Source organism: Streptomyces sp. NPDC031497 (genome assembly GCF_055580905.1).
Genome location: NZ_JBVIKO010000013.1, coordinates 228,065 through 243,995 on the forward strand (window position 1 = coordinate 228,065; position 15,931 = coordinate 243,995).

The 15,931-nt window shown below is 71.6% G+C and carries 10 protein-coding genes; 5 read left to right on the forward strand and 5 right to left on the reverse strand.

All coding sequences use genetic code 11. The features are described 5' to 3' along the window. Positions 1-222 precede the first annotated feature (222 nt). From ACZ5K7_RS26545 to ACZ5K7_RS26560, 4 genes are all read right to left on the reverse strand, one after another. Positions 223-360: a hypothetical protein gene (locus tag ACZ5K7_RS26545; protein WP_468916871.1), complete on the reverse strand. Its 138-nt coding sequence runs from the start codon at positions 358-360 to the stop codon at positions 223-225. Positions 361-380: 20 nt separating this feature from the next. Continuing rightward, positions 381-1,058, reverse strand: a complete 678-nt coding sequence (locus ACZ5K7_RS26550; RefSeq protein WP_468916873.1) for an AIM24 family protein — start codon at positions 1,056-1,058, stop codon at positions 381-383. Positions 1,059-1,114: 56 nt separating this feature from the next. Next, entirely contained in the window at positions 1,115-2,458 is a 1,344-nt protein-coding gene (locus ACZ5K7_RS26555) for a CAP domain-containing protein (protein ID WP_468916875.1), read from the reverse strand. Positions 2,459-2,754: 296 nt separating this feature from the next. Beyond that, positions 2,755-3,978 carry a serine hydrolase domain-containing protein gene (locus ACZ5K7_RS26560; RefSeq protein WP_351707771.1) on the reverse strand — a complete coding sequence of 408 codons (1,224 nt, stop codon included), beginning with the start codon at positions 3,976-3,978 and terminating at the stop codon, positions 2,755-2,757. 313 nt (positions 3,979-4,291) lie between these two features. Between ACZ5K7_RS26560 and ACZ5K7_RS26565 the strand changes: the two genes are divergently transcribed. The 5 genes from ACZ5K7_RS26565 to ACZ5K7_RS26585 all read left to right on the forward strand — a co-directional run bounded on the left by ACZ5K7_RS26565 (position 4,292) and on the right by ACZ5K7_RS26585 (position 12,998). After that, a complete protein-coding gene (locus tag ACZ5K7_RS26565; protein ID WP_468916876.1) occupies positions 4,292-6,073 on the forward strand; it encodes a M4 family metallopeptidase in 1,782 nt (593 codons plus the stop codon). Between the two features lie 216 nt (positions 6,074-6,289). Further along, on the forward strand, positions 6,290-7,480 hold the full coding sequence (locus ACZ5K7_RS26570; protein WP_351707777.1) for an ROK family transcriptional regulator: 1,191 nt from the start codon (positions 6,290-6,292) through the stop codon (positions 7,478-7,480). Positions 7,481-7,511: 31 nt separating this feature from the next. Then, on the forward strand, positions 7,512-9,308 hold the full coding sequence (locus ACZ5K7_RS26575) for an alpha-galactosidase D (RefSeq protein WP_468916878.1): 1,797 nt from the start codon (positions 7,512-7,514) through the stop codon (positions 9,306-9,308). A gap of 115 nt (positions 9,309-9,423) precedes the next feature. Next, entirely contained in the window at positions 9,424-11,772 is a 2,349-nt protein-coding gene (locus ACZ5K7_RS26580; protein ID WP_468916881.1) for a glycosyl hydrolase family 95 catalytic domain-containing protein, read from the forward strand. Continuing rightward, positions 11,769-12,998 (forward strand): SGNH/GDSL hydrolase family protein, encoded by a 1,230-nt coding sequence (locus ACZ5K7_RS26585; RefSeq protein ID WP_468916883.1) that lies wholly within the window; start codon positions 11,769-11,771, stop codon positions 12,996-12,998. The genes ACZ5K7_RS26580 and ACZ5K7_RS26585 overlap by 4 nt, the downstream gene beginning before the upstream one ends. A gap of 16 nt (positions 12,999-13,014) precedes the next feature. Here ACZ5K7_RS26585 and ACZ5K7_RS26590 read toward each other — a convergent pair whose 3' ends face one another. Beyond that, entirely contained in the window at positions 13,015-15,882 is a 2,868-nt protein-coding gene (locus tag ACZ5K7_RS26590; protein WP_468916885.1) for a helix-turn-helix transcriptional regulator, read from the reverse strand. Positions 15,883-15,931: the final 49 nt, after the last annotated feature.

The window sequence follows — 15,931 nt, forward strand, 5'->3', positions numbered from 1 at the left end:
GAGGTACGCGGGACGCGCCCCGGTTTGTTCAAAGAATCTGCAACTCCAAGCCCCTTCTTGCCTTTTATTCAAACAGCGTCCCCCATCAGGGACTTGAGGAAAACGGCGAATGACCGGGCCCCGACCTGCGGGTAACCGACGGTAAAAGACCGGCTGCGGTCCGCTGGCCGGCCTGCTCCGAGGCGCCCGGTATGCGGGGCGGACGGGGCCGGCCGAACCGTCTCAGAGGTCCCGGCGCACCAGGAGGTCCAGCGGGCCGCGCAGCTCCGCCGACGTGAGCGGCAGCCCGGCGAGCAGCGCCGCGGCCCGGGCGGTGTGCCGACGGGCCTCGGCGAGCAGTTGCTCGTGCAGCCGCCCCACGGCCGTGTAGTCGCCCTGCGTCAGTGCTGCTGAGCCTTCTGCGGGGTCACCTCGCTCGGCCGTACCACGACGAACCCGTCACCCTGGAGCATCAGCTGGACCGCTTCCCCCGAACCGCCCCGCAGCATCGAGCCGATGGACTGCGAGCGGTGCAGCGAGGTCTGCAACTGCGTGGTCCAGCCCACCACCGCGTCCGTGTCGACGTACACCGGCGCCTGCGGCGAGACCGGGATGACCAGCGGGTTGCCGTCGCAGATCAGCCCCAGCCTGCCCTGCCCGGTGAACACGCTGTTGAACAGACCGCCGCCGGCGATGCCGGACCCCTTCACGGTCTTGATCTCGTACGACAGCGAGGCGTCGAAACAAAGGACGTTGCGGCCGTTGACCGTGAACTGGTCGCCCGGCTCGACCTCGACGATGAAACAGTTCTGTGCCTCGTGCGCGAACCAGGCCTCGCCCTGGCCCTGAACGGACATCAGGGGCAACCCCTCGCCGGTGACCGCTCGTTTGAGCATCCCGCCCACGCCCTGGCCCTTGCGCTCGAACCTCAGACTACCGCGGTGTGCGATCATCGCGCCCTGGCGGGCGTACATCTCGCCGTTCACGGCGTACCTGACGCACTTCGCGTTCTCGATCGTCATGCCCGGCCCGACGGCCGGCTCCACCATGTGCTGACTGGAAAAGAGATCACCCTTCATGCCGGGCATGGTGTCCCGGACGGACCCGTTCCGCCAAGATCGCGGACCGTATCGGTTCAGGCACCGAACAGCTGGGTCCAGTACGTGCCCGCCCGGCCGCCGCCCGCGAAGCCGATGCCGATGTGGGTGAAGTCCGGTTTGAGGATGTTCGCCCGGTGGCCGGGGCTGTTCATCCAGCCGTCCACCACCTCGGCGGCCGAGCGCTGGCCGCAGGCGATGTTCTCGCCGATGGTGCGTCGCCGGGAGCCCGCGGCGGCGGCCCGGTCCCAGGGCTGGGTCCCCTCGGGTGAGGTGTGCGAGTAGAAGTCCCGGGTCGCCATGTCCGTGCTGTACGCCTGCGCGGCCGTGGCCAGGTGCGGATCCACCGCGAGCGGCCGCAGCCCGGCCCGGGCGCGCTCCCGGTTGGTGAGGTCGACGACCTCGGCGCGGGTGCGGGTCAGTTCGGCCGGGGTGAGGGGCCTGGCCCACAGCGCGGTCCAGTAGGTGTCCCCGTCCCGCGGGCCGTCCACGTGGGCCAGGCCGGCGTGGGTGAAGGCCGGGTCGAGCAGGGTGCGCCGGGCGCCCTCGGTGCGCAGGCAGTAGTCGACGAACTCGGCCGGGGTGCGCGGGCCCGACACGAGATGCTCGCCGACCGTGACATACGCGAATCCGGTGCGGTCGATCCGCTGGTGGAGCGAGACGCCGTCGAGGCTCTCGGTGGCCAGCCGGCCGGCGTCGGCCATCGCGGTGGCGTGGGCGAGGGCGGCGGAGGTGAGCCGGGCGTCCGGGGCCACGGGTGGCCGGCCGGCCTGAGCCCGGGCGGAGTTGACCAGGCCCAGCAGGCCGTCCGGGTCCGGGAGCGCGGCCACCGAAGGCCGGGGCGGTGCGGCCGCCGTGCGCTGGGTGGGGATCGTGGGCCGCGACGCCGGAGCCGGCTGCCGGTCCTCGACGACGTCGACCCCGAAGTCCCGGGCCAGCCCCGCCAGTCCGTCGGCGTATCCCTGTCCGACGGCGCGCAGCTTCCAGCCGGTGCCCCGGCGGTATATCTCGGCGAGCAGCAGGAGGGTCTCCGTCTGCGGGCGCGGCGGTGCGAACCGGGCCACCGGCCGGCCGAGGCGGTCGGTGACATGCAGTGCGGAGGCGGGCAGCCGGCCGAGCGGGGTGCCCGGCTTGGTGGCGGTGACCGTGAGGGTGACGCGCTGGGCGCCGGTCCGCAGCCGGGCCGGCTCGACGGTCAGTGTGTCACCGCGCAGCCGGACGCCGGGCGCGTCCGGCTGGTTGTAGAAGACGAAGTCGCTGTCGCCGCCGACCTTGCCGCTCCCGTCGGTGATCAGCGCGGAGACGTCGAAGGGGCCGGGCACCCGCAGCGTCAGCGCGCCGTCCGGAAGGGGAAGATTGCCCCCGGGGACCAGCTCGCTCATCGCACCGCCTCTGGGAGGTCAGGGGCCGAACATCGCGCCCGGTGGGGAAGTCGCCGGTAGAACGTCCGGCCCGGGCGCGAGGTTCCCTCGACGGGGCGAGGCGGTACGCCGGCCGCACCCGCGGCTGGTGCTCCCGCAGCGGAGGCAGGTGCCCCTGCTCCCACGGCGGAGGCACGCGCCACCGCTCCCACGGCGGAGGCACGCGCCACCGCTCCCACGGCGGAGGCAGGAGTCACCCCTCCCGCGCTGAGCAACGTCCCGCAGCTACTGCTCCCAAGGTGCGCGAGGCGCCGCCGTTACTGCTCCCGGGGCGCGGCCGGTGCGATGTCCTCTCGTTCGAGCGGTGTCCCGGCGCGCGTCGCCGCGCGCTTGCCGCAGAACGCCGGCTCCAGTGCGCCCGCCAGCGTGTTGAGCACGGCCGAGTTGTTGGAGGCGTTGGCCAGCACGGTGAGGCTGCGCTTGCCGTCCTTCGTGGTGAACGCGTACGTGTAGTAGCCCTGCACGGCGCCCGTGTGGCCGTACACCGAGATCCCGCACGACAGATCGCGGCGGCGCAGCCCCAGGCCGTAGGAGGTCGTGGCGTTGACCCGGGTGAAGCGCTCCATCTCCGCGAGGCGTGCGGCGGACGTCAGCTTGCCCCGGACCAGCGCCGAGTAGAAGGTGTCGAGGTCCTGGGCGGTGGAGACGATGGCACCCGCACTCTGTGCCCAGGACACCGTCTGGTCCGTCGCGTCGACCGGCTTGGCGCCCGCCTCGTCCGCGGTGAGGTAGCCGTTGGCGTGCTGCCCGGGGATCTTCGTGTCGGGGTGGACGTAGAAGGTGTCACGCAGCTTCAGCGGCTTGAAGAGGCGGTTCTCGTATTCGGTCCGCACGCTGTGCCCGGTGAGCTTCTCGATCAGCATCCCGGCGACCACGAAGTTGGTGTTGGAGTAGGAGTAGGCGGCCCCCGGAGCGTTCGTGCGCGGCTTCTTCAGGGAGAGGTTCACCAGCTGGCGGTAGGTGAAGACCTTGTTCCGCACCGCCTCGAAGCCCGACACGCTGCTGGCGAACATGTCGTTGGTGTAGTCGTACAGACCACTGCGGTGGCTGAGCACGTGCCGCACGGTGATGCGGTCGTCTGGCAGCAGCCCCGGAAGATAGCGGTTGACCGGTGCGTCCAGGGCGAGCTTGCCCTCGTCCACCAGTTGCAGCAGGACGACCGCCGAGAACGTCTTGGTGACACTGCCCACGCGGAACCGGTCGCCGGTGGTGATGACGCGCCCGGTGGTCCGGTCGGCGACGCCCCGCGTGGTCTTGTGGACCGTCGTACCGTCGTCGATCCGGGCCATCGCGCCGGGCGCGCCCTTCGCCACCACCGAGTTCAGCACCGCGGCCATGCCCGCGGTGTCCGGCGCCGGCAGGGCGGCGGCCGGCCGGGGCTCCGCTCCCGCCTTCATGGGCGCCGCCTGGGCCGGTACCGCGAGCAGCGACAACGCCACCGCTCCGAGCACCGCGCTTCTGCTCACCTTTGCCGAAACCATCCGAACCTCGCTCCTCTCTGTCTGTTTTCGATGCGAGATGGGTCACATTCGATTCAGGGAACCCTCTCGCATCCCGTCACATCTCCACAGTCGACGCACAGTTGGTCACTCTGTGATCACCACGCGGTGCGGAATCGCAAAGTATTGCCACGAAACGCAAGAAAAGCGACGAATTGTGCTTTACATGGACATGACTAGTCCGAAAGGGTTGCGGCCGGGGGCCCGACCAGCCCCTTGGCGCCTCAACGGCGCTGTGCCGCAAGGCGATCGGTGAGGGATGCCGGCCGTCTTCGAACGTAAGGAACCCTGATCAGTGCGTAGCGCGCACATACGCAGCGTGGCCGTCGCCGTCGCCGTGACGACGGCCGCCACAGGCCTGGCCGGTACGGCCTTCGCGGGTCCCGCCACGGGGGCGGAACAGCAGGCCACCGCCGCCGCCACGACGGCCGCGCAGGTGGTGACCGCGGCACGGACCGCGGCCTTCGCCCATGCCTCGGCCACCGGAGTCGGCGCGGGGGACGAACTCCAGGCACAGGACGTGATGATCGACCCCGAGGGGGCGCGTCATGTCCGCTTCGTCCGCACCCACCGGGGCATGCCGGTGCTCGGCGGCGATCTCGTCGTCCATCTTTCCCGTCGGTTGGCCTACACCGGCGTCACCCGAGCGGCCGACCACACGGTCCGGCCCGCCACCACCGAGGCGAAGCTGACGGCCCGCCAGGCCGAGGAGAAGGCCGCCTCGGCCGCCGACGGCGACGCCGGCACCGCCGCACTCGTGGTGGACGCCCGCGGCGATGCCTCCGCCCTCGCCTACCAGGTGCCGGTCGACGGCCCGGACGGCTCCCGTACGGTCGTCGTCGACGCCCTCACCGGCACGGTGCGCAGCAACACGCCGGACAACGACGAGTTCCTCTCGCCCAAGGTGCTGGACACCCTCCGCAAGCGCGGCGAGACCCTCGACCCGGCCACCGGCATCGCCTCTCACACCGGCGCCTTCGCCGGCACGTCCGTCTCCGCCGCCGCCCGCTACCCGGCGACCGCGCACGGCTCCGGCAGGTCGCTCTTCGTCGGCAAGGTCCCGCTCACCACCACCCAGACCGCCCGCAAGAGCTTCCTGCTCAAGGACCCCACCCGCTACGGCACCGAGACCCGGGACGCCAAGGGCAAGGAGACCGAGAGCTTCGCCCAGGGCACCAAGTTCACCAGCACCACCGACAGCTGGGGCAACGGCGCCACCAGCAGCCGGGGCAGCGCCGCGGCCGACGCCCAGTACGGCATCACCAAGACCCTGGACTTCTACAAGAAGACCTTCGGCCGCAAGGGCATAGCGAACAACTCCAAGCCCGCCCGCGCCATGGTCCACTGGGGCAAGAAGGTCGGCAACGCCTTCTGGGACTCGGACTGCGGCTGCATGCTGTACGGCGACGGCGACGGGCAGGAGATCAAGAAGCCCCTGGTCGTCCTCGACGTCACCGGCCACGAGCTGACCCACGGCGTGGTGGACGCGACCGCCAAGCTCGAACCGACGTCCATCGACAACGACGGCAACCAGTTCGGGGAACCCGGCGCGCTGAACGAGTCGCTGGCCGATGTCTTCGGCTCGAACGTCGAGTTCTCCGCCAACAACCCGAAGAACCCGCCGAACTACCTGCTCGGCGAGAAGCTCGGCCTGCAGCAGAAGTTCCTGCGCCGCCTCGACCACCCCTCACTCGACCGCCTCGAAGGCACGGTCGACTACTGGTCGCCCGAGGTGGCGGACGCCGAGGTGCACGCCGGCTCCGGTGTCTCCTCGCACGCGTACTACCTGCTCGCCGAGGGCAGCGGCCGCAAGAAGATCGGCGCCACCACCTACGACTCGCCGACCTACGACGGGTCCACGGTCACCGGGATCGGCCGCGCCAAGGCGACGGCGATCTTCTACCGCGCCCTGACCCGGTACATGGTCTCCTCGACCGACTTCCACGACGCGCGGGTCGCGACGCTGAAGGCGGCCGAGGACCTCTACGGCGCGAGCGGCGTCGAGTACCGCACGGTCGACCAGGCCTGGGCCGCGGTGAACGTCACCGAGGCCGACAAGCCGGCCGCCCGCCACTGACGGGCACGCCACACCGCTGATCCGGGTGCCCTGTCGGGGGGCCGGGCACCCGGATCACCCCCACTGGTGGAACCGGATCGAAGTCACCGGTGGAACACGCGTCAACGCCCCCACACCACCCGCTATTTGAAGGCCACTGCAGCCTCACAGTCAACCTTCAGGTGATTCCTGTTTCTTTTATTGACAGCGGAAAATAAGCCACCTAAGTTCCCGGCCATGCGCTCCACCTCCCGTGCCGAGACGTTCCCGGCCCACACGCCGGCCGCCTCGCAGATCTTCACCACGGTCCTGTCCCACGGCCCGCTCACCCGGCTGGAGGCGGCCCGCCGGGCCGGCCTGTCGGCGGCGGCCGTGACCAAGGCCGTCCGGCCGCTGCTGGCGGCCGGATATCTGGCGGAGGACGCCGACGGAGAGGCCCGGCCGGCCCTCGGGCGCCCCGCCAACCTGGTGCGGGTCGACGGCGGGCGCGCGCTGTTCATCGGGGTCAAGGTGACCGGAGACGAAGTCATCGCGGTCCTCACCGACCTGTGCTGCCGGATCCGCCTGGCCCGCCGGCTGCCGGTCAGGGACCGTGCCGCCAGGGCCGTCCTGACCTCCATCGCCGACCTGACCCACGAACTGCGCACCGAGGCCGAGGACGTCGGCGTCCCCGTCCTCGGCCTCGGCATCGCCGTCTCCGGCGACGTGGACCGCGCCGAAGGGGTCGTGCGCTACTCGCCCTTCCTCGACTGGCGGGACGTGGCCCTCGCCGAACTCGCCGCCATGACCACGGGGTTGCCGGTCGTCGTCGACAACGACGTACGTGCCCTGGCCGTCGCCGAACAGTGGTTCGGCGCCGGGGTCGGGCTCTCCGACTTCGCCGTGGTCACCGTCGGCGCCGGCATCGGCTGCGCACTGGTGATCCACGGCCGGCTGGTCGCGGGCGCGCACGGGGTGGCGGGGGAGATCGGCCACGTGGCCATCGACCCGGCCGGGCCCCTGTGCCACTGCGGCAACCGCGGCTGCGTGGAGGCGATCGCCGGGGACGCCGCGATCGTCACCCGCATGCGTGAGGTGACGGGCCGCCAAGTGGCCGACTCCGCCGAGGCGGTGGACCTGGCCCACGAAGGCGTGCCCGGAGCGCGGGAGGTGTACGCCCGCGCCGGCGAGGCCATCGGCCGGGGCATCGCCACCGTGGCCAACCTCTTCGGCCCCGAGCGCGTGATCATCTCCGGCGAGGGACTCGCCGCCTACGACCTCTTCGCCGAGCAGATCCTCGACTCGTTCACCGCGGCCGCCTTCGGCTCCGCCGCGCAGTGCGACGTACAGACCCGTCCACTCCCGTTCGAGGAGTGGGCGCGCGGGGCCGCGGCCGCCGCGATCCAGTCCTTCATCACCTCGTCTCCCACCCCAATGGGCAAGGGCTGAGCCGCCCAAGACCCCGACCCCAGGAGGGCCCATGCGGTCACCTTCGTACTCCGTCCTGCCCGCACGCGGGCTCAGAACCGTTCTGGTGCTGGCACTCACCGCGGCCTTCGCGGCCGCCGTGCCGGCCGCCCAGGCCCAGACGCCCGCCCCGATCGCCGCCAAGCCCTACATGGGCTGGTCGAGTTGGAGCATGCAGTCGTCCAAGTACCCCGGCCTGAACGACCAGGGCGACTACAGCTATCTCACCGAGGCGAACGTCCTCAAGCAGACCGACGCCATGGCGAGCAAGCTGAAGAAGTACGGCTACGAATACGTCAACATCGACGCCGGCTGGTGGATGGACTGGAACTGGAAGTCCGGCTACGACCAGTACGGCCGCCAGAAAGCCGACTCCGCCCGCTTCCCCAGCGGCATGAAGGCCGTCGCCGACCACATCCACGCCAAGGGCCTCAAGGCCGGCATCTACCTCCCGGCCGGCCTGGAGAAGGGTGCCTACGGCGACGGCAAGACGCCGGTCTGGAACGCCGACGGCTGCACCACCGCCGACATCGTCTACGACGACCTGCGCACCACCAACGGCTGGGACAGCGCGTACAAGATCGACTTCGACAAGCCGTGCGCGCAGAAGTACATAGACTCCCAGGCCCAGCTGATCGCCGGCTGGGGCTATGACTTCCTCAAGCTCGACGGCGTGGGTCCGGGCTCCGGCAAGAGCGGCGACCAGTACAACAACGTCGCCGACGTGGCCGCCTGGAACAAGGCGATCACCGCCACCGGCCGCCCGATCCACCTGGAGGCCTCCTGGTCCCTGGACTTCGGGCATGCCGCCGACTGGCAGAAGTACACCAACGGCTGGCGGATCGACACCGACGTCGAGTGCTACTGCAACACCCTGGTCAGCTGGGAGAACTCGGTCGACGACCGCTGGGACGACACTCCGGCCTGGACCGGCAAGGCGGGCCCCGGCGGCTGGAACGACCTCGACTCCCTCGATGTCGGCAACGGCGCGATGGACGGCCTCACCAAGGCCGAACGGCAGAGCTACGCCACGCTGTGGGCCATCGCCAAGTCGCCGCTGTTCACCGGCGACGACATCACCAAGCTCGACGACTACGGCGTCTCCCTGCTGACCAACCGCGACGTCATCGCGATCGACCAGAGCGACAACCCGCCGGCCCGGCCGATCACCCCGTCCGACCCGCAGCAGGTCTGGGCGGCGAAGAACGCCGACGGCACGTACACGGTCGCCCTGTTCAACCTCGCGGACTCGCCCGCGGCGGTCACCGCCGACTGGACGGCCCTCGGCTTCAGCGGCAAGGCGTCGGTGCGGGATCTGTGGAACCGCGAGGACCTCGGCTCGTACACGAGCAAGATCACCGAGGCGCTGCCGGCGCACGGCTCGCGTCTCTTCACCGTGACACCGAAGGGCAGTGCCCTGGCCTCCACCGGATACGAGGCCGAGGCGAGCGCCAACACACTCAGCGGCAACGCCTCGGTGGCCGGTTGCGATGCGTGCTCCGGGCAGAAGAAGGTCGGAAACCTGTACCAGGGCGGCAAGTTGACCTTCAACAACGTGGTGGTCGACAAGGCCGGGACGTACCTGGTGAAGGTCGCGTACGTCAGCGGTGACTCGCGGCCGGCCACGATCTCGGCCAACTCCGGGGGCGGTACGAGTCACAAGTTCCCGTCCACCGGGGACTGGGGGACCGTTTCGACGGTGAGTGTGCCGGTGACTCTGAAGGCCGGTACGAACACGATCAGCTTCGACAGCGGGTCGGGCTACGCGCCGGACGTCGACCGGATCGACGTTCCCAAGTCGCCCCGGTAAGTCGCCTCGGTAAGTGCGTCGTCGGGAACTGCGGGCCGGTGGGGGCCGGTCGCGCAGTTCCCCGCGCCCCTGACGGGGCGCGTTGTTCCCCCGCCTGACTTCAAAGGAACCAGTCATGCAGAACAACCAGCCCAGCAGACGAAGCTTCCTCGCCCTCGCCGCGGCCACCGGAGCCCTCGCCGGGCTTCCCTCCTTCACCGCTTCCGCCGCCCCGCTGCGGTCCTCCGAGCCGCTCGCCTCCGCCCGCCACCAGCTCTGGTGGCAGGCGCCCGCCGACGACGGGTCGATGATCACGCAGGGTCTGCCCGTCGGCAACGGCCGGCTCGGTGCCCTCGCGAGCAACGACTCCGGTCGTGAACTCCTCCTGATCACCGACGCCACCCTGTGGACCGGCGGTCTCAACGACACCCTCGACTCCGACGGCCAGTTCCCCTACGGCCGCGCCGACTTCGGTTCGCTCACCCTGCTGGCCCGGCTCGTCGTCGAGATACCCGACCACGACCTGGGCGCCGTCTCCGACTACCGCCGCACCCTCGACCTCGACAACGGCGTCGTCTCGGCGTCGTACGTCCGCTCCGGGGTGACCTACCGGCGGCAGATCTTCGCCAGCCGCCCCGACGACGTGATCGTGGCGCACTTCAGCCAGGACGGCGGCGGGCGCTACACCGGCACCCTCACCTTCGAGGGCACCCACGGCGAGACCGGCGGCACGGCCGAGTCGTTCGCCGGGTCCTTCGCCAACGGGCTGAAGTACGGGGCCGCCGTCAACGCGTACGGCAGCGGTGGCAGCGTGCGGGTGAGCGGCTCGCACATCACCTTCACCAACTGCCGGGAGCTGACGGTCGTAGTCAGCGGTGGTACGAACTACGCGCCGGACGCCGCCGCCGGCTACCGCGACCCGTCCCTCGACCCGCGGGCGCTGGCCCGCACCAAGGTCAGGACCGCCGCCCGGCACTCGGCGGACTCGCTGCTGCGCACCCACGCCGCCGACCACCGGGCACTGTTCGGGCAGTTCGACCTGTCGCTCGGCACCTCGACGGCAGACCAGCGCGAACTCGACACCTGGGCGCGTATCCAGGCCCGCGCCGACACCGGTGACCCCGACCCGGAACTGGAGGCCGCCTACGCCCAGTTCGGCCGCTACCTGATGATCGCCGGGTCGCGTGACAGTCTGCCGATGGGCCTCCAGGGCCTCTGGCTGGACGGCAACGACCCGGACTGGATGGGCGACTACCACACCGACATCAACATCCAGATGAACTACTGGATGTCCGACCGGCTGGGCCTGTCCCAGTGCTTCGACGCCTACACCGACTACTGCGTCGACCAGCTCCCGTCCTGGACGGACCTCACCCAGCGGCTCTTCCAGGACTCCCGCAACCGCTACCGCAACTCCAGCGGCAAGGTGGCCGGCTGGACCGTCGCCATCTCCACCAACCCCTTCGGCGGAGGCGGCTGGTGGTGGCACCCGGCGGGCAACGCCTGGCTCTGCCAGAGCCTGTGGGAGCACTACGAGTTCACCCAGGACCGCGCCCACCTGGAGAAGATCTACCCTCTCCTCAAGGGCGCCTGCGAGTTCTGGGAGGCGCGGCTGCTCACCACCACCCTGGACGACGGCAGGGAGGTGCTGATCGCGGACAGCGACTGGTCCCCGGAGCAGGGGCCGCTGGACGCCAAGGGCATCACCTACGCCCAGGAACAGGTGTGGATGCTGTTCGGCAACTTCCGGACTGCGGCCGCCGAGCTGAAGAGGGATGCTGGATACGCGGGTACCATCGGCAAGCTCCGTGACCGCCTCTACCTGCCGGTGGTGAGCCCCAAGACCGGCTGGCTGGAGGAGTGGATGTCCCCGGACAACCTCGGCGAGACCACCCACCGCCACCTCTCGCCGCTGATCAACCTCTTCCCCGGCGACCGGATTCGCCCCGACGGCTCCACCCCCGCCGACATCGTCGAGGGCGCCACCGCCCTGCTCACCGCACGCGGCATGGACAGCTTCGGCTGGGCCAACGCCTGGCGCTCGCTGTGCTGGTCCCGGCTGAAGGACGCCGACAAGGCCTACCAGCTCGTCGTCAGGAACCTCCGCCCCTCCGACAACGGCAGCAACGGCACCTCACCCAACCTCTTCGACATCTACCAGGTCGAGGAGGGCCGGGGCATCTTCCAGATCGAGGCCAACTTCGGCACCCCGGCCGCGATCCTGGAGATGCTGCTGTACTCCCGCCCCGGCCACCTGGAACTCCTGCCGGCCCTTCCTGACGCCTGGGCCGCCTCCGGCAAGGTCACCGGGGCGGGTGCGCGCGGCGGCTTCGTCGTCGACCTGAGCTGGCGCGACGGCAAGCCGACGGAGGCCCGCATCCGCAGCGTCGGGGGCCGTACGACGACGGTCTCCTACGGCGGGAAGACACGGACGGTCACGCTGAAGCCCGGCGCGTCCGTCACGCTGAAGGACCTCGCGCGGTGACCGGCCGGTTCGCGCGGCTCCTCGGCCTCGCCTCCGTATTACTGGCGACGGTCGCCTGCCAGACCGGGCCCGCCCAGGCCGCACCTGTTTGGGAGCCCCCCGTGCACACCGCCACCGCCCGGCACGACGTCGTCACCTGGGGTGCCAGCGCCGACCGGATGGGCCAGGGCACCGCCGACCGCGGCTACCGGCTGGTCGTGCACACCAGCGCCGCAGGCGGCGATCTGCGGGTGCGGCTGTCCAACGCCTTCGGTGACCGGCCCCTGACCCTGGACAGCGTCTACGCGGGACTCCAGAGCCAGGGCGCCGCCCTCAAGCCGGGCAGCAACAAGCGGCTGACCTTCGACGGCGCCCGCACGGTCACCGTGCCCGCGGGTGCCACCGCGTGGAGCGACCCGCTGCCCGGCAGCCTGCCCGCCGGCAGCAACCTGGTCGTCAGCCTGCACAGCCCGGACGCGGCCGGCCCGGCCACCGGCCACTGGATGGCGATGCAGACCTCCTACGCCACCCAGGGCGACCACACCGCCGAGGAGAGCGCCGCCAACTGGACGGAGACCACCAGCTCCTGGTGGTACCTGGACTCGGTCTCCGTACGGCCGTCGAACCCGGCCACCGGGGCCGTCGTCGCGCTCGGCGATTCCATCACCGACGGCTGGGCGTCCACCACCGACCTCAACCGCCGCTGGCCGGACTATCTCGCCCGCCGTCTCCAGAAGGCGGACACCGACGTCAAGGGCGTGGCCGACGAGGGGATCTCCGGCAACCAGGTCCTCGCCGACGGCGCCGGGCAGGCGGCCCTGCACCGGCTGGACCGCGACGTCCTCAGCCAGCCGGGCGTCCGTACCGTCTTCCTCTTCGAAGGGGTCAACGACATCAAGGCCCACACCGGGGTCACCGCGGCCGACCTGATCGCCGGATACCAGGAGATCGTCCGGCGGGCGCACGCGGCCGGCATGTGCGTGGTCGCCTCGACCGTCGGGCCGTTCGAGGGCTGGTCGGAGTGGGACCCGGCGGGCGAGGCCGTACGGCAGGAGGTCAACCAGTACATCCGCACCAGCGGGGAGTTCGACGGGACCGCCGACTTCGACCGGATCCTGCGCAGCCCCTACGACCAGGCGCGGATGCTGCCGTTCCTCGACAGCGGCGACCACATCCACCCCAACGACAAGGGAATGCAGGCCATGGCCGACTCCGTCGACCTGGCGAGCCTCGACTGCAACCGCTGAACCACCCCCCGTCTGATCACCCCCGGGCCGTCGGCTCGGGGGTGATCAGGCTTTCCCGGTAGGCGATCGCCACCGCCTCCGTACGGCTCGCCGCACCCAGCTTGGCGAGGATGTTGGAGACATGGACGCTCGCCGTCTTGCCGGTGATGAACAGCTCCTCGCCGATCTGCCGGTTGCTGCGGCCGAGCGCCAGCAGCCGCAGCACCTCCTGTTCCCGGGCGGTCAGCGGGGAGAGGCGGACCTCCGCGGCCCGGCCGGGGAGCGCGTCCAGCCGCTCCAGCAGCGGCGCGGCACGCAGCGCCACGGCCGTCTCCCGGGCCGCCCGCGCCTGCTCCTCGGCCTCCGCACGCCGGCCGCCGGCCGACAGGGCCTCGGCGTACCGGAGCCGGACCCGAGCCAGTTCGTAGACATCGGCGGGTGCGAACGCGGCGACCGTCTTCTCCCAGGCCGCCGCGTCCGGTCCGGACACGGCACGGGTCCACTCGGCCTCCGCGCGCGCCAGCCAGGCCTGCCCCTCCGGCCCCTGCCGCGCGGCCGAGCCCCGGGCCCACTCCACCAGCTCGCCGGCGAGGTCCGTCCAGCGGCCCTCGTCCCCGGTGCCGCGCACTTCGGTCGCCCGGTCCGAGACCGCCGCCAGCGCCAGCGCGGCCAGCCGGACCGTCACGTACGGCGGCCGCCCCGACTCGTCGGTCAGGGCCGTGACCGAGTCCCGCATCCACGCCACCGCCTCCTCCGCGTCGCCTCGCAACGCGGCCGCGTCGGTGAGCACGATGCCCCCGACGAGCCGGCCCATCCAGTCGAAGGGCTCCCCGAGCAGGGCCCGGCCCCGCTCCACGACGTCCGGCTCGCCGCGGGCCAGCGCCACATACAGGGTGGGCCCCCCGGCAAAGCCGGGCACCGGGTCGGCGTCGGCCGAGCGCACGCACTCGTCCCAGTGCCCCAGCGTGTACAGCACCAGCAGTCGCAGATACCGCATCTCCGAGGCATACGGCGAGGACAGCAGCCCCGAGCGCCGGGCCCGGTCGAGTCCCTCGGTGATCCACGGCAGGCACTCCTGGAACTCGCCCGCCTCGAAGCAGCTGATGGCCAGGGAGAACAGCGCCCGTATCTCCACCGGCGCGTCCCCGGCCGACCGGGCCAGCTCTCGGGCCTCCCGGAGCAGTGCACGCCCCTCCAGGCTGCGGCGGCCGCCGCCTTCGAGGCGGGCCAGGGAGATCAGCAGGTCGGCGCGGGCCGCGGTGGCGCCGATCCGCTCGGCCACCTCCAGGGCCTGCCGGGCCACCCGCAGCGCGGTGTCGTCGTCGCCGATCTGGCGGGCCGCCATCACGTGGGTGGCCGCCGCCCACACCCAGGTCCGCGAGGGCGGATCTGCGGGGATCATCGCGAGCGCCTCGCTGCTGTAAGCGAACGCGGCGGCGAGGTGGTCGACGGTCATCAGGTTCCCGGCGAGCGTGTAGCGCACCCGGGCGGCGAGTTCGGGATCCGCGTCCTGTCCGGTGCCGGCCAGCGCGGCCCGGGTCAGGGACACCGCCCGGTGCGCGTCACCGGCGTGCGCGGCCGCCGCCGAGGCCCGCAGCGTCAAGGTCACCCGGTCGAGCCCCTCACCCGTGGGCCGCGCCTCGCACGGCACGGCCGGCCACAGGTCCAGGGCCGTCTCCAGCTGCCGTAGCTCCTCCGCCGGGGCACCCACCCGCCGGGCGTGGTCGGCCGCTTCCAGGGACGCGGCCAGCGCCTCCGGCAGATCGTGGCTCTCCCGGTAGTGATGGGCCCGCTCGGCCGCCGTCGCCGCGCCGCCCCCGCCCGCGGCGAGCAGTCTCGCGAACGTGCCGTGCAGCCGCGAGCGCTGCCCCGGCAGCAGATCGGCGTAGACCGCCTCCCGTGCGAGGGCGTGCCGGAAGGCGTACGTGTCCCCGTCACCCGGGACCAGCAACTGCCGTCCGACGGCCTCGCGCAGCGCCGACTCCAGCTCCTCCTCCGGCAGCCCGACCGCGTCCCGCAGCAGGTCGTGCCCCACCCGGCGCCCGGCGACCGCGGCCGTACGCAGCACGCGCTGGGCCGTCTCCGGCAACTGCTCGACCCGGATGAGCAGCAGATCGGCGAGCCCGGTCGGCATCCCCTCCGCGTCGGCGGCGGCCACCAGCTCCTCCGTGTAGAAGGCGTTGCCCTCGGCCCGGTCGACGATGTCCCGCACGGCCGCGTCCGACAGCGGTCTTTCCGTCAGGGCCCGCACCAGCCGCGTCACCTCGGCATCGGCGAGCGGCCGCAGCTCAAGACGCTCCACCGCGGGCAGCCGCACCAGCTCGGCGAGGAGCGGCCGCAGCGGATGCCGGCGGTGCAGGTCGTCCGCGCGATAGGAGGCCAGTACGGTGAGCCCCCGGGCGAGTCCGGCCCGGCTGAGCAGAAACCGCAGCAGATCCCGGGAGGACTGGTCCGCCCAGTGCAGGTCCTCCAGGACCAGCAGGAGCGGCGCGGTCGCGGCGAGGTCCGCGAACAGCCCGGCGACCCCCTCGAAGAGCCGCAGCCGGGCGTCCGCGTCCCGGGCGGAGTCCGACCCGGCGCCGAGCAGCCGGCCCACCACGGGATGGGCGGAGACGACGGGGGAGAACCGGGTGTCGGCGGCGAGCACCCCGAGGATCTCCGTGAAGGGCAGGTACGGCAGCCCCACATCACCGAGATCGACACAGTGGCCGGTGACGACGGTGGCCCCGGCGGCAGCCGCCCGGTCGGCCACCTCGTCCAGCAGCCGTGTCTTCCCGACCCCGGCGTCCCCGGCGACGACCACGGCCTGCCCACTGCCGTGCCGGGCCCGGTCAAGCGCCCGGGCGAGGCGGGCCAGTTCGCCGTCGCGCCCGATCAGTGGAGTGGAAAAGGATCTCTGCGACACGCCCCCATCCTCACACGCAGTGCCGACAGTTCCCTTGTGAGAGGGACGA